Raw genomic sequence first — 22,105 nt, 5'->3', positions numbered from 1 at the left:
CAGCCTTGGGTGCGGCCTTGAAATCGCCTGCGACCTTTGTGGCGGTAGCGGATGGCGACACCGCCTGTCGTTCGCTGGATTGCTCCGCCTGCAAACTGGAAGCGGCCGCTGGCATTTCTGCCGGCTTGGACGGTGCCCTGTGGCGCCTGCGAACCGGCGTCGGGCGGGTTGGCTTTGCCTTTGCGGCAGACGGGCGCGTGGCATCTGTGTTGGACGTCGCACCTGCGGGGTCGCCCTGCGTCTTTCTCTGGCTGGCAAAAGGTTTGCTGGCCGATGTTGCCTTTGCAGGCGCAGCCTTGCTGGCTGCGGTCCGTGCGGGTGCAGTCTGCGGCGTTGCCTGCTTTGTCGCCGCCTTACGCGATATTGGTTTTGCCTTGCTGCGAGCCACGCTCTTGCGTCGTGCGGCTGGCTTCGCTGCGGGTTTGGTCGTCGGTTTTTGAACGGCAACAGCATCAGGCGCAGCGACAGCAGCAGACGCCCCAAGCCCCCAGACGGATTGGGCCAGCTCGACCTGTGCTGCAGGGACCGCCCCCATCATTGAGATCGCGCCCCGCCAAAAACGCAGGTTCTGGCCCACAATGGTTCCCGCCATTGCAGCTGGGGTTCTGGGCATGTCGGAAAAGTTGAAAAAGGCAATCATGAACGTCTCCCTATCTGGCGGAGAACCTCCGCCAATCGATGGCAGGACCAAACGCACGGGCAACTACAGCCCAGAACACTGGCGCCGTGGTGGAGGCAGATCAAACTGCCTCTCATATCCAGAAAGCCTAGCAGATTCGCACTGCGCTGCAGCACAAATCTCGCCGCATCGCAGAAATTCACTGAAGGTGCCCAATTTTTACGATCGCGTCTGGCGGAAACGCAAAATCGCCCGCCGATGGGGCGGACGATCTTGATAACGTTCGAGGGACACACCAGCCCCTTCCGATGGCTCAGCCCTGATGGATCAGTGTCGCAAACAGTTTGGGATCGATGCTTTGCGCGGCAAAGGTGTCGCCTTGGGTCAGCACGCTGATGGCATCGTGGCTGTGCAGGCTTTCCTGATGGCTCGCGATGACGCGGAAATCGCCAATGCGCGGATCAGACTGCAGCGCCTCACAGAACAGGCGCGCTGCGTCTTCGACAAAGATCGGGTTGGCGGCGTTCAGCTCGGCAAAGGCCTGCTCGTCCTCGCGCTTGACCATGACCTGGGTTTCGGTCGGAACCGCGCGGCGACAGTGTTCGATGACGTCCTCAAACCACAGGCAGGGCGTATCCCCTTCCACTACAAGTGAAATCCGGGCCACAGACCGCTGAGAATGCGGCGTCGCCAATTGACCACGAGCGCTGCGGGCATGCTCGCTCAATTCCAGCGAACAGGGGCAGGTCGAAGAATACACATAGTCCAGATGCAGGATCTTGGTGCGCTGTCCGCCGTGGTCCACCAGTTCCAGTGCGATATCGTAATACTGATACCCGGCCAGACCAGAGCGCAGGCTCTCCACCTTCATCGGGAACGAGAAACGCATCATCAACCGCGCGTCATAGCTTTCGAGATCCGACAGATAGTCGTCCAGCGCAGCTTCCATCACTTCAAAGCTGAAAGTCCGCTCAGCGTGTTTGTAGAAGGACCGCATGATGCGGGACATGTTGATGCCCTTCTTGTCAGCCTCAAGGCTGACAGTGCCCGTCACACTGGTCTCAAGCGTCAGATCGCCATTGTCGCGTGTGTGTACGCGGATCGGCAATCGAAAGTTCGAAATGCCCACATGCTGGATCTGTTCATGCGCGCCGCGGATCAGGCTGGAGGGGCCGTTTTGCAGATCAGGCAGGGTCGCGCGATACGCGGCATCCGCTTCAAAACCGTCGGGGTAGTTCCGGGACAGATCCGGGTAGTTGCCAAGGGGGGCATTCGGCAGCAGGCGGGCCACAGCCGGGTTCAGCTGCGCGATCTCGGTCTCTGTTGCGGTGCTGGCCCACTGGCGCAGCAGCTCCAACGCCTGCTCCGCATCCGCCCGATCCGGCGCCTTGGACAGGTTACGCGTGTGAGAGTTCATGAAACAGAGACCTCCGCTGATGCCGCCCTCCAATAGGCAGCAGGTGTGCTTTTAGAGTGTTACGCGCAGGATCGCAAAACAGATCATTCAAAAGCGTCGTATCTGACGCCAATCCGTCCCGGTTTTCAAATCCGACCCAGGGTCAGGCGGGCTGCATCGCCGCCACAGTGATGGCACCACTCATCGTCACAGGTTTATCTGGTGCCAATCGGGGCCGCGGCAAGCCCGCCCCCCCGACTGGGTCGTTTTCAGGCGGACGCCGCAGCAAGGGCCTGCGTCAGATCCGCGATCAGGTCCTGCGTATCTTCCAGACCGACAGAGAACCGCACCAGACCCGGTGTGATGCCCAGATCATCCTTCTGCACGTCGGAAAGCCGCTGGTGCGTGGTGGTCGCCGGATGGGTTGCGATGGATTTCGCATCACCAAGGTTGTTGGAAATCACCGGAATGGTCAGCGCATTGAGGAAGGTAAACGCAGCCTCCTTGCCGCCCTTGAGATCCAGAGACAAAACAGTGCCCCCCTTGCCGCCAAGCTGGCTTTGGACAAGGGCGTTTTGGGCGTGGTCCGCCAGACCGGGATAGATCGTGCGCTCCAGCGCCGGGTGACCGTTCAGTGCTTCGGCGATCTGCAGTGCGCTCTCGGCCTGTGCATTCACCCGCAGCGTGATGGTCTCCAACCCCTTCAACAGGGTCCAGGCGCTAAACGGGCTGAGGCTACCGCCGGTGTGCTTCATGTAGGGCTCGACAGTCCCGCGGATAAAATCGCGTGTCCCAAGGATGACGCCGCCCAGAACACGGCCCTGCCCGTCAATGTGCTTGGTCGCGGAATAGACCACGACATCGGCCCCCTGCGCGATCGCGTCAGAGAAGACGGGTGTTGAGAACACATTATCCACCACAACGGTCGCGCCGACCGAATGGGCAATCTCTGCCACGGCTTTGATGTCGATCACCTCAAGGGTGGGGTTCGACATGGATTCGAAAAACACAGCCTTGGTGTCCGGGCGCATCGCCGCGCGCCAGGCGTCAAGATCGGTGCCGTCCACAAACGTCACCTCGACCCCAAAGCGGGTCAGGATGTTTTCAAGGATGTAAAGACAGGAGCCAAACAGCGCCTTGGCCGAAACAACATGATCGCCCGCCTTCAGCATCGAGGTGAGCGCGCCGTTGACCGCCGCCATGCCGGACGCCGTGGCAAAGGCATCTTCTGCCCCCTCAAGCGCTGCGATCCGCTCTTCGAACATGGCAACGGTTGGGTTGCCATAGCGGGCATAGATGAATTCATCCTCGCCGGTTTCGATAAACCGTGCCTCGGCCTGTTCGGCGTTTTCGTAGACAAAGCCCTGCGTCAGAAAGATTGCTTCGCTGACTTCGTTGTACTGGCTGCGGCGGGTGCCGCCGTGAACCAGTTTGGTGCGTTTGTTCCAGCTCTCGCTCATCTCATCACTCCTTGCGCCATCCGCGCATCAAAAAACCCCCGTTCGGCCAAGCGAAAGGGGGTCCTTCACATCCTGACCTCTTTAGCGGGATTGTTTAACGTGGCCCGCAATCCGGTAACAAATCGCCACGATCAATGTCTGCCGGATACGCCCAATCAGCCCTTGGGTCAAGCCCAGCAACCCTCACAGCAGGGGCTGCTGCTGTTCAAATTCATCACGTCCGCGTCAGCACCGGGCGCGAGGCGTCACCAGAGATGCCATTTGTGACAGCCCGCCCCATCTGGTTGCGGAGCGCTCACGGTCCTTTGAGGCGATCAGCCCTCGTCTTCGTCCGCGTCCGGCAGCGCGTAGGCCTGGAACACGCGGGCCTGGGTCATGAAAAACGCAAACATCGCAAGCGACAGCCCAAAGGTCTTGAAATAGACCCAGGTGTCCGTGCTCTGCGTGCGCCAGATCAGCTCATTTGTGACCGCCAGCGCAAAGAAGAAATAGCACAGGCGCCGGGTTAGGATCATCCAACCCGCGTCTTGCAGCGGCATCAGTTCGTCAATCATCACCTTGAGATAGCTCTGGCCCCGCATCAGGCCGATCGCCAAGGCCGCCCCCAAAAGCACATAGAGGATCGTCGGCTTCATCTTGAAGAAGCGTTCATCGTTGAACCAAACCGAAAGACCACCAAACAGCACCACGATCACAAGCGTGCCCACCTGCATCTTGGAAATATGCCCGGTCAGCCGCCACAGCGCGAGGGTAGAGGCGATCATGATCGGAATGAACCCGGCAGTCACCACGATGAAACCGTCATACTCGCTGCCCCCAATCAGAAACACCTCGTCACGCAGCAGCAGGTAGCCTGCGAAAAACGCAACAAGCGGGCCGTATTCCAGCACCAGTTTCAGGGTTGGGTTGATGGGTTTGCCCGCCATGGGATCTCCTGCCTGTTGCGCCCGCGGATCACCGGCGGTCGCGCTTCGTTCTGCGAAATCTGGGTTGTCAGACCAATGTCTTCAACCTATCTGCCTATCATACGATGGTGATGTCCGGGCAGATCATCCGCCCATCTCCACTATCACGGCGCCTAGCGCGATCAAAGCCATCAGGGCGATGCGACGTGGACCGACAGTCTCCTTCAGCACCAGCCAACCAATGAGCGCGGCAAACACCGTGGATGTCTCCCGCAGAACAGCCGCCTCACCCACCTTGTCGAGCCGGGTCGCCAGCATCACCGCGCCAAAAGAGCCAAAGGCGATCACCCCGCCCAGGAGCCCCTTCGCCATCAGCGGTTTGGGGTCAGGCCGCGGCGACATCGCCCGCCAGCGCAGATAGGCATAAGGGGGCATCGCCAGCCCGTCGATAAAGAAGAACCACGCCAGAAAGGTGAACGGATCGGCCGTCGCACGGATGCCGTAGGCGTCATAGGTGGTGTAGAGCGCCACAAACACACCGGTCGCCACAGCCAGCGCCAGCGCACTGGTCAGGGTCTCGCGATTATGGGTCAGATTACGGTAATTATAGAGCGCGAGACCAAAGATCCCCGCAAGAAGCACCGCAACACCAAGCCACTGCACTGGCGTGAAACGCTCGTCAAACAGGACGGATGCGCCCAACACGGTAAACAACGGCCCCGTTCCGCGCACCACAGGGTAAACCACCGTATAGCTGCCCCGACTGTAGGCCAGCCCCTGCAAGATCTTGTAAAGGACATGGATCACCCAGACACCCGCAAAGATCGGCCACATATGGGGTTCGGGCCAGGGCACAACAAAAAGCGCCACCGGCATCGCCATCATCCCGTAGGAGAAATCAATCGCGCCCCGCGACAGCCAGGGATCATAACGCCCTTTTTGCAGCGCCCCAAACAACGCGTGAAGAAGCGCCGCCATCAGCGCCAGCCCCAGCGCAACATGATGCCCCGCCTCAGTGCCTTCAAGCGAGATCAGCCAATCGCTCACGCCAAATACCTTTACAAAAACACGGATCCGACGGGGCAGTGCTGCCCCACGGGGTATTTTCAGCCATCACGAAGACCCCTAGATCTGGGCCATGGCACAGTCGGACCCAATAGGGCCCGGCTCAGGAGCCCTCTAGACCTGTCAGGGCTGCGGCGAATTCCTCTGGATCAAAGGGTGCCAGATCATCAATCTGCTCGCCGACGCCGATGGCGTGGATCGGCAAGCCGAACTTATCGGCCAGCGCAACCAAAACGCCGCCCTTGGCCGTTCCGTCCAGTTTGGTCATCACCAGACCGGAAACATCCGCGAGCTTTTGGAAGGTTTCAACCTGGTTGAGCGCATTCTGACCGGTCGTCGCATCCAGCACCAACAGGGTATTATGCGGCGCGGTTTCATCCTTTTTGCGGATCACGCGCACGATCTTGGCCAGTTCTTCCATCAGATCCGCGCGGTTTTGCAAGCGTCCGGCGGTGTCGATCATCAACAGATCCGCACCGTCCTCCTGTGCGCGGGTCATGGCATCAAACGCAAGGCTTGCGGGGTCAGACCCTTCTGGCGCTGTCAGAACCGGAACGCCTGCACGGTCGCCCCAGACCTGCAGCTGTTCCACCGCAGCGGCACGGAATGTGTCACCTGCCGCAATCACCACCTTCTTGCCGGCCGCCTTGAACTGGCTGGCCAGCTTGCCAATCGTGGTGGTCTTGCCAGAGCCGTTGACCCCAACCACCAGAACCACCTGCGGGCGTTTTTCGTAAATGGGCATCGGGCGGGCGACTGGCTCCATGATGCGGGCCACCTCACCAGCAAGGAGTTCCTTGATCTCGCGCGCGGACAGCCGCTTGCCATAACGTCCCTCAGCCATATTGGCGGTCACACGCAAAGCGGTATCCACGCCCATATCCGCCCCGACCAGCAGATCCTCAAGCTGTTCGAGCATCTCATCATCCAGCACGCGGCGCGGCTCTTCTGCCTTGCCCCGTCCGATCAGACGCCCCAGCAGGCCCGCCTTGGGGGTCTCAACCGGCTCTGGTTTGGGCGTTGAGACCGGGGTCAGGCTGGGCTTTGGCATCGGTTTTGCCACCGGCTCCGTCCGGACGGGCGCAGGCTGAACCTTGTCCTCCTGCGCAGGCGCTGTCGGCACTTCGCTGGGCGCTTCGGCTGGGGTTTCCTTCGGGGTCTCGGCAGGGATTTCGACGGGCGGTGCAACCGGGGCTTCGACCGGTGGCTCTGCCGGAGTTTCGACAGGGGTTTCAACAGGGGCCGGTTCCGGCGACACATCCGGCTGAGAAACAGCAGCCTCCGCGCCTTCCTCGACAATGGCGTCCAGCCCCTTCTCAAGCTTGGCTGACGACTTGAACAGCCGATCCTTCAGTTTTGAGAAAAACGCCATCTCGGTCTCCGCATTCAGATGTCTTGGTCTTTACCTGCGGACACCTAATCCCCTTTTGGGGCAAGTGCAAAGGACCACGCGCAGATCACGTCAGGAAAATGCCAGCAAAAACGCCGCCTGCGCCCCCCAATAAAGCGGCCAGACCGCATAGGGCGTGGCACGCCGCGCCGGATGATCCTCTGCCAGCACGAAGGTTTCAAAGGCAAGCGTGATGTCAGACGCCATGAAGGCAAGCGCAGCCGGCAGCACCAGTGCAAGGCCTGCCACCGGCGGCAGCGTCAACGCCGCCACCCCCATTGCAAGGATGATCGGCACATAAGCAAGCACCGCCACCTTCAGATCACCAGCACGCGGTGCAAGAAGCCAGGCCATGAACAGGCCGACGACGGCAAAACCCGCAACAAACGCAGGTCCCACACCGCTGATCAAGCGCGTTGGATCACTTTCGCCAATGCTCAAAAACAGGGCCACATAGGCCAGATGCCCCGCAGCAAAGGCCCCGACACCGGCCATGAAGCTCGTCTCGCCCTCCTGTGACAGGCAAAAATCCCCCGCCGCACATAGCCCAAGCGCCAGCACCAACAGCCAGGGCGCACCGCCAAGGGCGGCTGCAAGGGCCAGAAAGGCCACCGAGAGCGTTTTACTGAGACTGCGGAAAGGACCAGCGGCCCCCGCCGCCATCGGCAGGTAAATCACCGCAAACACGGCCGCCACCGCAAGGGACACCCCCGCCCCACCCGAAAGCGCCCCAAACCCGTCAAATGCCATGATGTTCAGTCCCTTACTTGCCCGACGACATCACCCTGACCCTGTAGATGTCCGCGGTCAAAGGTGACGCGACGCAAAGGGCCGCGGCTCACAAAGGCACAAAATTGGCCAGAATGGCGCCGCTCTGGCACAGTTGACCCATGCGACACCTGCAACTGATTCTCTTGTTCCCGCTGTCTCTTGGCCTGTTGATGGGCCCTGACGCAAAGGCTGCACCGCTCGGTGCCGAGGAATTTGACCGCTACACCCAAGGGCGCACGCTGTTTTACGGCTTTGATGGTGTTGCCTACGGGGTTGAGCGCTATCTGCCCGGCCGACGTGTGATCTGGTCTTTTCTGGATGGCAGGTGCCAGGACGGCGAATGGTATCCCAAGGGGGATCAGATCTGTTTCGTCTATGACACCATCGGCTCGCCCCAATGCTGGGTCTTCACCCTGGATCAGGGCGGATTGGTTGCACAGTTTGAAGGCGACCCTGAGGAAACCCAACTGTACGAGGCCGATGAGGTTGAAGAGGAAATGATCTGCCTGGGGCCGGAGGTCGGCGTCTAAGAGCAACCGCTTAGCCGCCGCGCCGGACCTTCCCCAATCACTGCATCCTGACCCTAGAACAGTGTACCCTGCCCGCCATCATCCTGACCCGGATCCGCCTTTGGCTTGCGCGCGGCAGGTTTGGACGGTGCAGGCGTTTGCACGGTGCTCTGCCGGACGGTTTTTGCACCTGCGTCAGAGCCATCCGGGTGAACGGCGATCTCGCCATCGGCAAACTCGATTCGCAGATGATCTGCCCCCCTGGCCCCGGCGGCCCGTGTCACCACGTCGCTGCCATGACGCACAACCGCATATCCGCGCTCAAGCGTGGCTTTATAACTCAGGATCTCCAACTGCCTGCCAGTGGCATCCAGCCCCCGGCGCGCCTGCTGCAGGCGTTGGCCCTGCAATGCGTTCATTCGCTGCGCGAGTTGGGTCAACCTGTCACCCTGACGGGCGACTTCGCGCTCAATCGGGCGCAGGCTGAGCCGGGAAGACAGGTTTTTCAATCCATCCCGACGCCCCTGCACAAGCTGGCGCAAGGTCGCCGGGCGCAGCGAGGCGGCGGCTTCGCTCAGCTTGAGGCGGCGCCGGTCGACACCCCGGATCAACGCATCCGGAAGGCGATAGGACACCTGGTCCAGCCGCTGGCGCGGGGTTTCCAGCAAGGTATCGGGTTTGGGCAGGGCGCGGGACAGGTCGTTCAGCCGCTGGCGCCGGATTTGCACCGCCTGGCCAGCCCCGCGCGTCAGCCGTGCCCCCTGCTGTTCCACCCAGCCCAGCAGCTCCAGTCGCACAGGAACGGCCAGTTCTGCCGCCGCCGTCGGCGTGGGCGCCCGCCTGTCAGAGACAAAATCGATCAGCGTGGTGTCCGTCTCGTGGCCCACCGCAGAAATCAGCGGGATCTGGCTGCCTGCTGCGGCCCGTGCCACGATTTCTTCGTTAAAGCCCCAGAGATCCTCGATCGAGCCACCGCCGCGCGCCACGATGATCAGATCAGGACGCGGTAGCGCCCCTCCCGGTGTGAGCTGGTTAAAGCCATCGATTGCACGCGCCACTTCCACGGCGCAGTTCGCCCCCTGCACCGCGACAGGCCACACCAGCACCTTGCGCGGAAATCGGTCGCGCAGCCGGTGCAGAATATCCCGGATCACCGCGCCCGATGGCGAGGTGACAACACCAATGATCTGCGGCAGATAGGGCAGCGGTTTCTTTCGCTCTGGCGCAAAGAGACCCTCAGCCTCCAGCTGTTTCTTGCGTTTTTCCAAGAGCGCCATCAGCGCGCCCTGCCCCGCAACCGCCACCTCGTCCACGTTCATGTTGTATTTGGACTGCCCGCCAAAGGCGGTCAGCCGGCCGGTGACGACCACCTCCAGCCCTTCTTCTGGCACCACCGACAGGCTGCTGATCTGGCCCTTCCAGGTCGTACAGGCCAGGACCGAGCGATCATCCTTAATGTCATAGTAAAGATGCCCGGATCGGGCCTTGAAGACACGGCCCACCTCGCCTTTGACACGGATGCGGCCAAACGTCCCTTCCAGCGTGCGCTTTACCTCGCCAGAGATCTCCGAAACCGTGAATTCGGGGGCGTTCTGGCCGGGCCGGTCGGATGGGGCGGGATCATCAAACAGGTCTGACATACTGGGGCTGCTCTCCTGCGGCGCCGGGGCGCGTACTGAGTTCTTGTTTTGAAGGTCCGCGCAGCATAGAACCCGCTGCAAGCAAGGCAAGCCCCGCCGCGCGGTGGGAGGCCACGGGCTCAGGCAGATCGGAGAAGACGCAAATGAACATCCTCATCCTTGGCAGCGGCGGGCGCGAACATGCTCTGGCCTGGGCGGTGATGCAAAACCCAAAATGCGACAAGCTGATCGTGGCCCCGGGCAACGCAGGCATCGCCCAGATCGCGGATTGTGCCGCCTTTGACATCGAAGACGGTAATGCGGTGGCCAATTTCGCCGAGGAAAACGCCATCGACTTCGTGATCATCGGGCCAGAAGCCCCGCTGGCGGCCGGGGTTGCAGACAGGCTGCGCGAGGCTGGGTTGCTGGTTTTCGGCCCCTCCGAGGCGGCTGCGAAACTTGAAGCCTCCAAAAGCTTCACCAAGGAAATCTGCGATGCGGCCAATGCGCCAACCGCAGCGTATCGCCATTTCACCGACGCCGACGCCGCCAAGGCACATGTGCGTCAGCATGGCGCGCCAACAGTAGTCAAGGCTGACGGGCTCGCCGCAGGTAAAGGCGTCATTATCGCAATGAGCGAAGCCGAAGCCATCGACGCCATCGACGACATGTTCGGCGGCGCCTTCGGTGGGGCCGGCGCCGAGGTGGTGATCGAAGAGTTCATGGAAGGCGAAGAAGCGTCGTTGTTTGTGCTGGTCGACGGCGAAGACGTGCTGGCGATTGGGTCTGCCCAGGATCACAAGCGCGTCGGCGAAGGCGACACCGGCCCGAACACAGGCGGCATGGGCGCCTATTCTCCCGCCCCGGTCCTGAGCGCCGAGATCGAAGCGCGCGCAATGGAAGAAATCGTCAAACCCACCATGAAGGTGATGGCAGAGCGCGGCATGCCCTATCAGGGGGTTCTTTATGCGGGCCTGATGATCAAGGACGGCCAGCCACGGCTGGTGGAATACAACGTCCGTTTTGGCGATCCCGAATGCCAGGTTCTGATGATGCGCCTCGGCGCGCAGGCGCTGGACCTGATGCAGGCCGCAGCCGAAGGCCGTCTGGGTGAGGCGCAGGTAAACTGGGCCAATGATCACGCCATCACTGTTGTCATGGCCGCCGCAGGCTATCCAGGATCTTATGAAAAAGGTAGCGAGATCAAAGGCCTCGACACCCTGCCTGAGGACAGCAGCAACATGGTCTTTCACGCGGGCACCAAGGCCGAAGACGGCAAGGTTCTGGCGGTTGGCGGCCGTGTCCTGAATGTGACCGCCCGTGGCGACACCCTGCAAGAGGCCCGCGATCGCGCCTATGCGATGGTGGACGGCGTTGACTGGCCACAGGGCTTTTTCCGCCGCGACATCGGCTGGCGCGCGCTGAAGTAGCCAAAAGACAGGCTCTCCCGCCTGTTTCGGACCAATCAAAGATTGCCCCACACAGTTGGGCGTGGCCGGGCGCAATGCGCCCGGTTTTTCGTTGCAGGCCTCCCCCTCGCCCAGCCATCCCATCCGACCTTGCACCCCGACGCCAGCCCCCCACTCTTCACCAGCGCACCCTGTTGAGGGACCGGGTGTTGATCCCGGTTTGGGGTCCGGAAGTTACCCGCCAAGAATCCGGCGGTCCTGACGCAGATCGTGGTTTTCTGGAAAACCACGGCAGCTGGCGGGAATGCCTCTGTCCTGCCGCTTTCTGCGAAGTGGCGACGGTTTCGGCAGGCTAGGTATTGAAAGATATCAGGGGCACCACAACCCAAGCCCCCCCAGCGTCCCGAGTTGGACAAGACAGCACTGAACCGGACCGATTGACCAGACCGTTCCCAAAACCCCAGACGGAGCCCGTAACACGATGATCCTGCGCGACAAACCCGGATTGATGCAGTTGATGTTTGCGGTGCGCGGCTCTGTTCTGCCCCGGATTCTGCCGCGCATCATCGGTCTTTCGGCCCTCTCTGCGTTGATCCTGTGGATCGATAGCGAAGTTCTGCGCCTGCCCCATACCAACGCCGCACCCTTCGCGGTTTTCGGCATCGCCCTTTCGCTGTTTCTGGGGTTTCGCAACAATGCCGCCTATGATCGCTGGTGGGAAGGGCGCAAGCTTTGGGGGCAGCTGGTGGCCGACATGCGCGGGCTCAGCCGCGATTGCGATCTGTTTGTCAGCAACAGCGAGGCCCGCCACCGCATCCTGCGGCTCACCTTGGGTTTTCTGCATCTGCACAGGATCAATCTGCGCCGCCAAGATGACCGTTCTGCCGTCCTGTTCTGGGCGGGAGAGGATTTTGCAACCACCCCGCATCCACCCTGCGCTGCGCTGGACCGCCTGACCGTGGAAGTCGGCCGCGCCGCAGATGACGGGTTTGGCCGCAAGGCGCTGGGGGAACGCATTGCAAGCATGGCTCTGGCCCAGGCCGGCTGCGAGCGGATCGCGACCACTCCGCTCCCCTATGTCTATTCGCTGTTGGTGTTTCGCACGACCTATCTTTACTGCCTGCTTCTGCCCTTTGCGCTGATTGATGGCGCGGGTTGGCTGACCCCGGTATTCGTGGGCATCGTGGCCTATGTGTTCTTTGGCCTGGCCGAGGTGACAGAAGAGCTGTCGACACCCTTTGGGGAAACCGTGAACGGCCTGCCACTGGATGCGATCTGCCGAACCGTGGAGCGGACGCTTGCGCCCCGCCTTGGGCAAGAGGTGCCCCCACCGCTACAGCCTGTCGACTATTTCCTGTCCTGAGGCTGCCCGGCACTTCTTGCCGCCGTACCAACCGGGCCAACTCTGCCAATATGCCAGCCGGGCAACCCCTGCCAGCCGGGCCAACCGTGCCAGCCGGGCCAGTTAGACCAAGGGAGCTATCCCAAGGGTAACCTGTTGGCGTCACCCCGCCTGCCATGCCCCGCCTGTCATGCTCTGCCTGTCCGTGCCCCCGGCCTGTCAGCCCCCGCCTATCTGTGCCCCCGCCTATCTGTGCCCCCGCTTGCGCAAGACCACACCCACGGCGCGCCGGGGTTTACCGCAGGCTTTTTCCATGCGCCGCAAAAGGCCGGTCAGCCTGCCACGACCACGGCTGCGCGCCTGATTGCGCTGAAGTATACCTCAGCGCTGCGCTGGCGCGGAGGCAACAGGATCAGAACAACGCAAAGATCGGGTCAGAGAAGCCCGCCGATGCGGTGTCGGAATTCAGTTCGCTCAGCAACAGGAAACGGTTGCGGAACTCCTCCAGCTTGTCCGGCTTCAGCAGGTCCGCGGGATGGGTCGTCCCGAAGGACGCAAAAGCCCGGTCTTTCATCTCGTTGACCTGTCGATCCACATCCAGCTGACCAAAGCTCGATGGCAGGCCCAATGCGGATTCAAACACCGTCTTCAGCGGCGGCGAGCCAATGATCCCATACCAATGGGCATCCTCGCTGCCCCCGGCATCCGCGATGGACTGCAACTCCCGCTCAAGCGCGAGCGCAAGGCGCATGTTGGGGTCGCTTTCACCGATGGCAATTTCAAAGTTCCGGTCGGTATAAAGATCGGCAATCTCTTCGGCAAAACCGGGCGGATAGGTGCGATCATTGCCGCCGGGGTTGAAGGCAAAAGCATTCGCCATCGCCTGGACATTCGGATCGCGGTAGAGATTGGCATACGAGGTTTCAGAGGACAGATCCGACTCGAACACCTTGAGCATGAAGCTGAAATCCAGCTGTCGCTCATTCATGTTGAACACATCCAGCCCCGCCTCAAAGGCATCAAAGTCAAAAACAAACTGCCGCGGGTTCTCATAGCCGGACAGTTTCGTGCCCACCTCGTCTGCCAGAACCTTTACCTTGCTGGGCGGTGGCGTCCATTCGGTCTGATAGGCCTCGGCCAGATCGAAAAACGCAAGGTTGCCGGGCTGGTTCACGAAAGAATTCGGATCCGACAGATCCGATTCCAGAACCTGGCGCAGAAAATCCTCTCCCGGATTGCTGTTGTTGAACTGGTCCAACACCTCCTCCAGCAATTCAGGGCGCGCAAACAGCTCGTCCGGGCTGGAAAAACTGTTGATATCCGGCATGCCAAAGCCGAATGCGCGCGACATGGCCAGAACGCGCGGATCCTCCTGCTGCCGCACAGCAGAGTTTTCGTCATAGGGGTCCGCTTCCAGCATCCGCTTGAGGAAGATGGGGTTGGTGTATTCCAGATCGAATGTCTCGATCACCGCATTCAGCAGGGTTTCATTGCCAAGCAGCTCATCCGCGTTGGCAGGCCCCGCGCCATCGTTCATGGCCGTGAACTCCCCCAGCATGGCATCCATGCTGCTTGTGTATTCCGGCGGCGCGTTGAATTTGAACTGGCTGGCAAAATCGGCAAGCCGGGTATCGCTGAGCCGGTTCACAAAGGAATTGTCGTCCGAGAGATCGGATTCCAGCACCTTTTGCAAAAAGAACTCATTCCCCGCATACCGTTGCAGGCCGAAATCATCGAGCGCCTGATTAAGGAGCGTCTTGTTCGACAGCAGGTCTTCGGGGCTCGCCACGTTGACATAGGGCTTTTCCGCGCTTGCACTGGGCAATTGCGGGCCATCCTCGCTGCCAAAACCGAACGTCTGCGCCAGGCCAAGGTAGCGGTTGTCGTTCAATCGGTTGGCAAAAGAACGTGGATCGCTCAGATCCGATTCCAGCACCCGTTTGATAAAGGCGCGGTTGGCGATGTCTTCCTCCAGACCAAACGCCCCAAGGGCAACCTGCAGGACATTGTAGTCATCCAACAGCTGATCTGCGGTCTGAATGCTGTCGATCTTGTTGGTGAAATCCTGAACAGCACGGTCAAGTATCGGAGACTTTTCAAAAATCTGCTGCTGCTGGGTCCGGGTGCGATCCAGAAAATTCCAGCCGGCAATGCCGGTTCCCAGAACATAGGGTGAAAAGGTCACGCGCCTGTCTCCTGCTTGCAAACGAGATCCGCCGCTGCGGTTCGGAAAGTTGTCTGTTGCAAGACCGTACGGCGAAAGTGGTGAACAAACCTCAAACAGACAGGCCCACTTCCCAAGAAACAGGTAACAAAATGCCTGCAAATTTAGCGATACACGCAGCCCTGCAGTGCGGGCTGGCCGACAATCACTGCGGGTCGGTACAGCTCAGCACATCCCCCAGGCCGACATCTGCCCGAAACACGCCAAGATCGTGGGTCTTCAACCCATCGGAAACCAGTCGGGTCGCAATGATCCGGTTCCAGCCGGGGTTGAGCGTGATGATCTCGACCCCGTCACCACAATCGCGCAGGCCCGACGTGATGAAATCCTCACCAATCCGGTGGTTGGTCAGCCCGCTGGTCTGGGCGACCTCCGTCAACTCGCCCGCGCTGTAGCGCCACACCCGCAGCAGCCGTGCCAGATGCGGGCGATCGATATAGGCGATTTCGACATGGCCATCGCCATCCATATCCGCAGCCCCGGTCGGCGCCAGCCAGCGAAAGCGGGTGCCGATATGGGGCGTGGCGGCGATTTCGCGCAGCCCGGTTTGCGTCAGACCATAGACCACAAGGCGTGCGCCCCGCGTCGGGTGGCTTTCGACCACCACAACCTCTGCCCGGCCATCCCCGGTCACATCCCACAGCCGCGGTTGCAGATCCTCAAACACCGGCCCGTCTGCCGGCAGTTCAACGCGGTAACGGGTCCCAGCACTGTCGCGCAGGACCAGCGCGGAATATTCGACATCATCGCCCAGGACAGCATGCGGATAATGGCGGGTGGGCGCGTCATACCGCGCCTCGGTCAGCTGCGGCAGCACCTCTGCCACAGCCCCCTTGCCCCCCAATGAGGGCACAAACACGAAAGCGGCCGCCATAGCCGCCGCCTTCATCCACTTCTGACAGATCTGCCCATCAACCGACCGGGCGGGCCGCTCCGCGCGGCGCAGGGCCGCTCGCCCACCTTCCAACGGCAGACGCCGCGCCCGCGCAGCGCTTTCGCCTTGCGCAGGGCACGGCCCGACCATCAGATCTGTTTTTCCGGCATATGGACAACCAGACCATCCAGATCGTCGGTCACCTTGACCTGACAGGTCAGCCGCGAGCGCGCAGGGTCGGGCTCAAAGGCAAAGTCCAGCATGTCCTCTTCCATGTCGTCCTTTGCAGGCAGCTTCTCGACCCAGGCCGCATCGACATAGACATGGCAAGTCGAACAGGCGCAGGCACCGCCGCAGTCGGCCTCGATGCCCGGAATATTGTTGTCACGGGCGCCTTCCATCACGGTCAGCCCGTTTGCCACGTCCACCACATGCTCGGTGCCGTTGTGCTCGACATAAGTGATCTTTGCCATCGTCAGCTGTATCCTTTTTCGCTACGCGTCCGATTTTGTAGCCAACCCGCCATCGCCGCGCCAGTGCGAATTTGCCTCTCTGGCACTGTGATGTGGCGGCTGCATCAGGGTCTTTGCCCGCGCGCGGATCTGGGATAGTTTCGGTGGAACAACGCAACACAGGGCCACGGGACACACGGCATGGCGGACAACCTGCGCAGACATGGGCACCGGCTGCTGGCCGGCTGTGCGCTGTCGGGCCTATTGATGGGCGCGCTTGCGGGCTGTGCGGGCACCACCGGCACGCTCGGTGCGCAGGTCAGCCGCACAGAAACCCAGCCACCGCAAAGCCCCGCAGACGCCCCACCCGGCACCTGCTGGTCCACCCACACAAGCCCCGCCGTGATCGAAACGGTCACTGTTCAGGTCATGACGCATCCCGCCCGCGTCGCCCCTGATGGCACGATCGAACGGCCCGCACGGTTTCGCCGTGAAACTCGCCAAAGCATCGTCGAAGAGCGGCGCGAAAGCTGGTTTGAAACCCCCTGTCCCGATCAGATGAGCCCCTATTTCATCGGCTCTCTGCAACGGGCACTGGCGGTGCGCGGGCTCTATGACGGGCAGATCACCGCCACGATGGATGCCCCCACCCGCGCAGCGGTACGCCGTTTTCAGGAACTCGACGGGTTTGCAAATGACGAATTGTCATTGCTGAGCGCCCGCAAACTGGGATTGATTGCTGTTGAGCTCTGACATGACACTCAGCGCGCCCAAGCGGCGCAAGTGGCTGCTGCCGAACCGCGGGTTTCTCTCCGGTGCCTCGGAACGCCTGCTTGAGATCCTCGACAGCGAGGCCAGCGAAGTGCTGCTGCAGGCTGGCGATATCCTGTTTGATCAGGGCGACGACGGCGATGCGCTTTATGCCATCGTAAGCGGCGCGGTGGAATTTTCCACGCTCTCCTCCGCCGGGCGCAAACTGTCCCTTGATATCATGCGGGCGGGCGCGGTCTTTGGCGAGATTGCCCTGTTTGATCCCGGCCCCCGCACCGCGACGGCCACCGCGCTTGAACCAAGCCGCCTGCGCCGCCTGCGCAACCGTGACGTTCTCAGCCAGCTGGCGGCCCATCCTGATCTGGCGGGGGATCTCCTGCGCCTGGCGGGTCAGCGCATGCGCTGGATGAACACTCAGCTGTCGGAACAGGTTTTCCTGCCGATGCCCGTCCGGCTGGCGCGCAAACTGCTTTACCTCACCCCGGATGGCGGAGATGGCCGTCTCAGCCTGTCGCAGACTGAACTGGCCGAATTCGTCGGCGCCACCCGCGAGGCGGTCTCCAAGACGCTCTCGCAATGGAAACGCAGCGATGTGATCGATATCGGACGCGGCAGCCTGACCATTCTGGACCGCAAGGCGCTGATGCTGTTGGCCGACCCCGATATCGGCTGACACAGATGTCCTGAAAATGGGTCCAGAAACGGGCGCGGAAACGGGGGGCCATCCCCTCCATGCCTGCCCCCGGCAAAAAAATGCACCCTTTGTGAACTGGGTCACAGACCCAAAGGCACCTGATGGGCGAATGTCCACACAGGCGCCGTTATCCGTTCCATCCCAACGGTTGCCTGTCCCATCTAGAGCCATGTGCCACTTGTGTCCCGGCACATGGCTCATATGGGGGACGACAGCCAAACAGATCGGCCAGACGCCACAGACAAACGCGCCTGGCATCCGACTGACCGTCGCCGGGAGAGCACGCTGGGACTTGGCCGGGGGGCTGCATCCCAGACAGCAGCCACAGACAGACCAAAACAGACCGACGAGTTTCGCCAAATGCGGGTTGCCGCAGCTGGCGTAGGGTTTCGGGGCAGCCGTCAGGTGCCCGGAGGCGATCCGCAGGACACCAGCCAGACCTGCCGGGCCGCATCCTGCCTGCGTGATAGCCGTATTCCGCAGGATCAAAGGCTGGGGGCACTTGGGCCCCTGACCGGCACAGGCCCCGACGCAAAAGGGCCAGGCATTGCCGCCCGGCCCTTTTGTCGTGTCGTGAACAGGGTTTGCCCCCGACTGCCCTTGGGCTGGTTTACTCTGCCAGGTTCAGGGCCACAAAGCGTGGCTCACCCGCCCGGCGCACCAACAGCAGCAGCGATTTGCGGCCCGCCTCCTTGGCTTCGCTGATGCGGTCTTCCAACTCTGCAATGGTGGACAGCTTCTGCTGGCCCGCTTCGGTGATGATATCACCCGCACGCAGCCCTTTTTCAAAGGCTTCGGATGTTTCATCAACGCCGGTGATGACCAGACCATCGGTGCCCTCCGGCACGTTCAGCTCGCTGCGCTGATCATCGCTCAGACGGCTCACTGTCAGACCCAGCAGCTCTTTCTCGCGGGTATCCGGTGCGATCTCGCCACCGGTGTCGGCTCCGGCCTGACGCTGGGCATCTTCACGGCGCCCCAGGGTCACACGCAGGGTCTCGGTCTTGCCCTCGCGGTAGACCACGACGCGCACGGCCTTGCCCACCTCGGTGTTGCCAACCTGACGCACGAGGCCCCGTGTGTCTTCGACGTCAGCCCCGTCAAAGGACAGGATGACATCGCCAGCCAACAGACCTGCGTCCTTGGCCGGGCCCTCCGGCACGTCGGTCACCAGCGCACCCTTGGCGCTGTCCATGCCCATGGCTTCGGCAACATCACTGGTGACGTCCTGAATGCGCACGCCGAGCCAGCCGCGACGGGTTTCACCGTACTCACGCAGTTGATCGACCACCTTGGTCACGACATTGGATGCCATCGAAAAACCGATACCGATGGAGCCACCATTGGGCGACAGGATCGCAGTGTTCACGCCGATCACTTCGCCATCCATGTTGAACAGCGGTCCGCCAGAGTTGCCCCGGTTGATCGCGGCATCAGTCTGGATGTAGTCGTCGTAAGAACCCGACAATTCGCGGTTGCGCGCAGACACGATCCCCGCCGAAACAGAGAAGCCCTGACCCAGCGGGTTGCCCATGGCAACCACCCAGTCACCAACACGGGCAATGTCGCTGTCGCCGAATTTCACAAAGCTGAGCGGCATCGGCGCGTCAACTTTCAGCAGCGCGATATCGGTGTTGGGATCAGTGCCCACGACCTTTGCAGGCAGCGGCTGGGCTGGCTGGCCATCGCCCGGAAAGAACTCGATCTCGATTTCATCGGCTTCTTCGATCACGTGGTTGTTGGTGACGATATAGCCATCTTCGGAGATCACAAAACCGGACCCCAGCGCAGAGGAACGGCGCGGACGGTTGCCCTGACCGTTGCGATCCTGGAATTCACGAAAGAAATCCTCGAACGGGGATCCTTCGGGCACGATGCCCTGCGGGCCTGCGCGGCCCTCGACGACGGTGGTTGTGGTGATATTGACCACGGCGGGGCTGACCTTGTCAGCAAGTGGCGCAAGACTGTCGGGACGCGCCTGTGCAATGGCAACCTGCGCCAGCACCATCATCATGGCGAGCCCTGCCAGCAGCATCACGCGTGCCGAGCCCAAAAGCGCCAGTGGGCGCAGGGCTCCGCTCGTGATGGAATTGGATGTAACCTGTGGCTGCACGAAACTACTCCTTAGTTGTCGCATTATGACCATGCCGCATGGGGATCACCTGGACCGGAGCTCTGTCTTCCTGCTCTTCCGGAGTGGGGTCGCACCATGTCGGCTATGGCCGTTAATGTAGTGTTCCAAAAAAACCTCACAATGAATGTTGCACGTATTCAAATTGAAGTGAAACCCAGTGAGCTTCCTTTGCGGAACTATTCACTGTGGGATGAGCAAACCCTTGCCAACGCGAGGGTCTTAGTCATTGAACTTGCGGGCGGAAATCCCGGTTTCGGGGCCTGACCCCACGCTCACGAAAAAGGGGCCAGCCATTGGCCAGCCCCTGCTTGTCTTGTCTGCCTGACGAAAGGTCAGGTCTGATGACCGCCTGTTGCCAGTCTTACTGACCGCTGCGCGCCGCGCCCTCCGAGGACTTCAGGTAGTTGAAGAACTCGCTGTCCGGCGACAGCACCAGAGAGGAATTGCCCCCCTGAAGCGATTTCGCATAGGCGTTCAGGCTGCGATAGAAGTCAAAGAACTCCGGGTCGGCGCCATACGCGCGGGCAAAGATGCCGTTGCGCTCAGCGTCGGCCTCACCTCGGATGACCTCGGCTTCGCGTTCCGCATCAGATACCAGCTCGACCTCGGTCCGGTCAGCCTGCGCACGCACACGCTGCGCGGCCTCTTCACCGCGGGCGATCTCGTCCGCTGCTTCCCGCTCCCGCTCTGCGCGCATCCGCGCAAAGGTCGCCTCAAGGTTGGCCTGCGGCAGGTCGGTCCGCTTCAAACGCACGTCAATCACCTCAAGCCCGAGAGAGCGCGCCTCTGCGATGGCGCCGTTGCGGATCCGCAGCATCAGCGCCGCACGATCGGACGACAGGATGTCATTCGAGCTCACAGTACCCAGAACCTCACGGGTCTGGTCGCGCATGATGTTGTCCAGACGGGTTTCCGCAGCGGACACACCGCCCACGCCAACCGCTTCGCGGAAGCGCTGGACATCAGCGATCCGGTAACGCGAGAACGCATCGACCACCAGACGGCGGTCATCCAGCGGGGTGACCTCCAGCGGGCCGACTTCAAGGCTGAGGATACGGTCGTCATAGCGCACCACATCGTCAATGATCGGCATCTTAAAGGCGAGACCCGGGTCTTCCTTGACGTCCACAACCCGACCAAAGCGCAGCACCAGCGCCTTTTCGCGTTCGTCCACGATGAACACCGCAGACAGCGCCGCGATCAAAGCGACAACAATGACCGGCAGAATAAATGTCGATTTGTTCATCACTGGTTCTCCGTCCGACGCAGTTCATTGAGCGGCAGATAAGGAACGACGCCCTGACCACCTTCGCCACCGGCAGTATCATCAAGGATGATCTTGTCGACGCGGCCCAGAACCTCTTCCATCGTCTCCAGATACAGACGCTTGCGGGTCACTTCGGGTGCCTTCTGATATTCTTCCAGAACAGCAGTAAAGCGAGACGCCTCACCCTGCGCCTGGTTCACAACCTGTGCGCGGTAGGCTTCGGCTTCTTCCAGGGTCTGGGCTGCCTGACCGCGTGCCGCAGCCAGTTTGCGGTTCGCGTAGGCGTCGGCCTGTTTCTCAAGGCGGTCGCGTTCCTGACCAGCAGACTGAACCTCGCGGAAGGCATCCTTGACCGGATCCGGCGGATCCGCCCCGTCAAAGTTGACCCGCACAATGTTCACGCCGCTGTCGTAGCTGTCCAGAGTGGACTGAATCAGTTCCTTCAGACGGTCGCTGATCACACCCCGGTCCCGGTTGAGGATCGGCGCCAGTTCAGACTGGGCGATGATCTCGCGCATGGCGGATTCGGACACAGCCGCAATGGTCGTGCGCGCATCACGCAGGTTGAACAGGAACTTCGCCGGATCATTGATGTTCCAGACCACTTGGAAATCCACATCAATGATGTTTTCATCCCCGGTCAGCATCAGACCCGCGTCAGAGCCACGACCACCAGCACCGATATTTTCGGTCTGTTCCACCAGAACCGGAATCACCTCGTAGGTGACGAACGGCCAGGGCGCAAAGTTCAGACCCGGCTGGCCGGTCTGTGAATATTCACCGAGGAACAATTCGACAGAACGGGATTCCGTCTTGACCGAGTAAAAGCTCATGTAGGCCCAGAACGCCGCTGCCGCGAGCGCACCAAGCGCAACAGTGCCCTTGGTGAACATGGGGCCACCCCCACCAGAGTTGCCGCCACGGCCGCCACCGGAGTTGCCACCACCACTGCGACCGCCCATCAGAACGCGCAGCTGTTCCTGACCTTTTTTGACCAGCTCGTCGATCTCGGGGATCTGGGGATCTTCGGGGCGACGTCCGCCGCCGCCGCGGTTGTCATCCCCACCGCCCTGATTGTTGCCTCTGTTGCCAGAACCGCCAGAAGAGCCTCCGCCCCCCCAGGGGCCACCATTGTTGCCCGCCATATGTCTCCAATCCCTTAGTCGCCGCCCATCGCGGCTCGTGTTATGTACCTGTGGTTTCT

Annotated in this window: 19 protein-coding genes and 1 riboswitch; of the genes, 6 read left to right on the top strand and 13 right to left on the bottom strand. The window is 61.4% G+C overall.

Features of this window, described 5'->3' with window-relative positions:
• The first annotated feature begins 17 nt into the window (after positions 1-17).
• Positions 18-440, top strand: a complete 423-nt coding sequence (locus KUV39_RS08475) for a hypothetical protein (protein ID WP_222459509.1) — start codon at positions 18-20, stop codon at positions 438-440.
• Positions 441-932: 492 nt separating this feature from the next.
• Here KUV39_RS08475 and folE2 read toward each other — a convergent pair whose 3' ends face one another.
• The 6 genes from folE2 to KUV39_RS08445 form a co-directional block, all read right to left on the bottom strand.
• Positions 933-2,036, bottom strand: a complete 1,104-nt coding sequence (folE2, locus tag KUV39_RS08470; RefSeq protein ID WP_046211097.1) for a GTP cyclohydrolase FolE2 — start codon at positions 2,034-2,036, stop codon at positions 933-935.
• A 248-nt stretch (positions 2,037-2,284) separates the two neighbouring features.
• The gene (metZ, locus tag KUV39_RS08465; protein WP_008559693.1) at positions 2,285-3,475 is read right to left on the bottom strand and encodes an O-succinylhomoserine sulfhydrylase; all 1,191 of its coding nucleotides are present in this window, start codon (positions 3,473-3,475) and stop codon (positions 2,285-2,287) included.
• 60 nt (positions 3,476-3,535) lie between these two features.
• Positions 3,536-3,614: riboswitch (SAM riboswitch) on the bottom strand.
• A 175-nt stretch (positions 3,615-3,789) separates the two neighbouring features.
• Positions 3,790-4,401, bottom strand: a complete 612-nt coding sequence (locus KUV39_RS08460) for an inner membrane-spanning protein YciB (protein WP_050673771.1) — start codon at positions 4,399-4,401, stop codon at positions 3,790-3,792.
• A 123-nt stretch (positions 4,402-4,524) separates the two neighbouring features.
• A complete protein-coding gene (locus KUV39_RS08455) occupies positions 4,525-5,427 on the bottom strand; it encodes an EamA family transporter (RefSeq protein WP_222459508.1) in 903 nt (300 codons plus the stop codon).
• Positions 5,428-5,548: 121 nt separating this feature from the next.
• Positions 5,549-6,817, bottom strand: coding sequence for a signal recognition particle-docking protein FtsY (gene ftsY / locus KUV39_RS08450; RefSeq protein WP_222459507.1), 1,269 nt, complete (start codon positions 6,815-6,817; stop codon positions 5,549-5,551).
• Positions 6,818-6,907: 90 nt separating this feature from the next.
• Positions 6,908-7,585 (bottom strand): lysoplasmalogenase family protein, encoded by a 678-nt coding sequence (locus KUV39_RS08445; protein ID WP_222459506.1) that lies wholly within the window; start codon positions 7,583-7,585, stop codon positions 6,908-6,910.
• 140 nt (positions 7,586-7,725) lie between these two features.
• Between KUV39_RS08445 and KUV39_RS08440 the strand changes: the two genes are divergently transcribed.
• Entirely contained in the window at positions 7,726-8,136 is a 411-nt protein-coding gene (locus tag KUV39_RS08440; RefSeq protein WP_008562353.1) for a hypothetical protein, read from the top strand.
• A gap of 53 nt (positions 8,137-8,189) precedes the next feature.
• Here the strand turns inward: KUV39_RS08440 and xseA are convergent, their stop codons facing one another.
• Positions 8,190-9,755 carry an exodeoxyribonuclease VII large subunit gene (xseA, locus tag KUV39_RS08435; RefSeq protein ID WP_222459505.1) on the bottom strand — a complete coding sequence of 522 codons (1,566 nt, stop codon included), beginning with the start codon at positions 9,753-9,755 and terminating at the stop codon, positions 8,190-8,192.
• Positions 9,756-9,898: 143 nt separating this feature from the next.
• Between xseA and purD the strand changes: the two genes are divergently transcribed.
• Positions 9,899-11,164: a phosphoribosylamine--glycine ligase gene (gene purD / locus KUV39_RS08430; protein WP_222459504.1), complete on the top strand. Its 1,266-nt coding sequence runs from the start codon at positions 9,899-9,901 to the stop codon at positions 11,162-11,164.
• A gap of 460 nt (positions 11,165-11,624) precedes the next feature.
• Positions 11,625-12,506 (top strand): bestrophin family protein, encoded by an 882-nt coding sequence (locus tag KUV39_RS08425; protein ID WP_222459503.1) that lies wholly within the window; start codon positions 11,625-11,627, stop codon positions 12,504-12,506.
• Between the two features lie 391 nt (positions 12,507-12,897).
• On the opposite strand, the gene KUV39_RS08420 is transcribed toward KUV39_RS08425, so the two are convergent.
• The 3 genes from KUV39_RS08420 to KUV39_RS08410 form a co-directional block, all read right to left on the bottom strand.
• Positions 12,898-14,670 (bottom strand): DUF1217 domain-containing protein, encoded by a 1,773-nt coding sequence (locus tag KUV39_RS08420; protein WP_222459502.1) that lies wholly within the window; start codon positions 14,668-14,670, stop codon positions 12,898-12,900.
• Between the two features lie 184 nt (positions 14,671-14,854).
• On the bottom strand, positions 14,855-15,583 hold the full coding sequence (locus KUV39_RS08415; protein ID WP_244998295.1) for an FG-GAP repeat domain-containing protein: 729 nt from the start codon (positions 15,581-15,583) through the stop codon (positions 14,855-14,857).
• 149 nt (positions 15,584-15,732) lie between these two features.
• Positions 15,733-16,056 (bottom strand): 2Fe-2S iron-sulfur cluster-binding protein, encoded by a 324-nt coding sequence (locus tag KUV39_RS08410; RefSeq protein ID WP_209033825.1) that lies wholly within the window; start codon positions 16,054-16,056, stop codon positions 15,733-15,735.
• 180 nt (positions 16,057-16,236) lie between these two features.
• Between KUV39_RS08410 and KUV39_RS08405 the strand changes: the two genes are divergently transcribed.
• Together KUV39_RS08405 and KUV39_RS08400 are read left to right on the top strand one after the other, a co-directional pair.
• Entirely contained in the window at positions 16,237-16,788 is a 552-nt protein-coding gene (locus KUV39_RS08405) for a peptidoglycan-binding domain-containing protein (protein ID WP_222459500.1), read from the top strand.
• 1 nt (position 16,789) lies between these two features.
• On the top strand, positions 16,790-17,479 hold the full coding sequence (locus KUV39_RS08400; protein ID WP_008558718.1) for a Crp/Fnr family transcriptional regulator: 690 nt from the start codon (positions 16,790-16,792) through the stop codon (positions 17,477-17,479).
• A 631-nt stretch (positions 17,480-18,110) separates the two neighbouring features.
• Here the strand turns inward: KUV39_RS08400 and KUV39_RS08395 are convergent.
• The 3 genes from KUV39_RS08395 to hflK all read right to left on the bottom strand — a co-directional run bounded on the left by KUV39_RS08395 (position 18,111) and on the right by hflK (position 22,046).
• Positions 18,111-19,535, bottom strand: a complete 1,425-nt coding sequence (locus KUV39_RS08395) for a Do family serine endopeptidase (RefSeq protein WP_244998317.1) — start codon at positions 19,533-19,535, stop codon at positions 18,111-18,113.
• A gap of 460 nt (positions 19,536-19,995) precedes the next feature.
• Positions 19,996-20,880 (bottom strand): protease modulator HflC, encoded by an 885-nt coding sequence (hflC, locus tag KUV39_RS08390; RefSeq protein ID WP_046211107.1) that lies wholly within the window; start codon positions 20,878-20,880, stop codon positions 19,996-19,998.
• Entirely contained in the window at positions 20,880-22,046 is a 1,167-nt protein-coding gene (gene hflK, locus KUV39_RS08385) for an FtsH protease activity modulator HflK (protein ID WP_008561643.1), read from the bottom strand. The genes hflC and hflK overlap by 1 nt, the downstream gene beginning before the upstream one ends.
• Between the last annotated feature and the right edge of the window lie 59 nt (positions 22,047-22,105).

Origin of the sequence: Phaeobacter italicus, from assembly GCF_019801785.1 — a bacterium.
GTDB lineage: Bacteria > Pseudomonadota > Alphaproteobacteria > Rhodobacterales > Rhodobacteraceae > Phaeobacter > Phaeobacter italicus.
This window is presented reverse-complemented; position numbering and strand designations above follow the sequence as displayed.

Excerpts from the sequence above, each read along its gene's own strand:
- folE2 (WP_046211097.1), bottom strand. The coding sequence starts at position 2,036 with ATGAACTCTCACACGCGTAACCTGTCCAAGGCGCCGGATCGGGCGGAT.
- KUV39_RS08445 (WP_222459506.1), bottom strand. The coding sequence starts at position 7,585 with ATGGCATTTGACGGGTTTGGGGCGCTTTCGGGTGGGGCGGGGGTGTCC.
- KUV39_RS08410 (WP_209033825.1), bottom strand. The coding sequence starts at position 16,056 with ATGGCAAAGATCACTTATGTCGAGCACAACGGCACCGAGCATGTGGTG.
- xseA (WP_222459505.1), bottom strand. The coding sequence starts at position 9,755 with ATGTCAGACCTGTTTGATGATCCCGCCCCATCCGACCGGCCCGGCCAG.
- metZ (WP_008559693.1), bottom strand. The coding sequence starts at position 3,475 with ATGAGCGAGAGCTGGAACAAACGCACCAAACTGGTTCACGGCGGCACC.
- KUV39_RS08405 (WP_222459500.1), top strand. The coding sequence starts at position 16,237 with ATGGCGGACAACCTGCGCAGACATGGGCACCGGCTGCTGGCCGGCTGT.
- KUV39_RS08440 (WP_008562353.1), top strand. The coding sequence starts at position 7,726 with ATGCGACACCTGCAACTGATTCTCTTGTTCCCGCTGTCTCTTGGCCTG.
- KUV39_RS08395 (WP_244998317.1), bottom strand. The coding sequence starts at position 19,535 with ATGCTGCTGGCAGGGCTCGCCATGATGATGGTGCTGGCGCAGGTTGCC.
- KUV39_RS08400 (WP_008558718.1), top strand. The coding sequence starts at position 16,790 with ATGACACTCAGCGCGCCCAAGCGGCGCAAGTGGCTGCTGCCGAACCGC.
- KUV39_RS08425 (WP_222459503.1), top strand. The coding sequence starts at position 11,625 with ATGATCCTGCGCGACAAACCCGGATTGATGCAGTTGATGTTTGCGGTG.
- hflK (WP_008561643.1), bottom strand. The coding sequence starts at position 22,046 with ATGGCGGGCAACAATGGTGGCCCCTGGGGGGGCGGAGGCTCTTCTGGC.
- KUV39_RS08415 (WP_244998295.1), bottom strand. The coding sequence starts at position 15,583 with ATGGCGGCCGCTTTCGTGTTTGTGCCCTCATTGGGGGGCAAGGGGGCT.
- purD (WP_222459504.1), top strand. The coding sequence starts at position 9,899 with ATGAACATCCTCATCCTTGGCAGCGGCGGGCGCGAACATGCTCTGGCC.
- ftsY (WP_222459507.1), bottom strand. The coding sequence starts at position 6,817 with ATGGCGTTTTTCTCAAAACTGAAGGATCGGCTGTTCAAGTCGTCAGCC.
- hflC (WP_046211107.1), bottom strand. The coding sequence starts at position 20,880 with ATGAACAAATCGACATTTATTCTGCCGGTCATTGTTGTCGCTTTGATC.
- KUV39_RS08460 (WP_050673771.1), bottom strand. The coding sequence starts at position 4,401 with ATGGCGGGCAAACCCATCAACCCAACCCTGAAACTGGTGCTGGAATAC.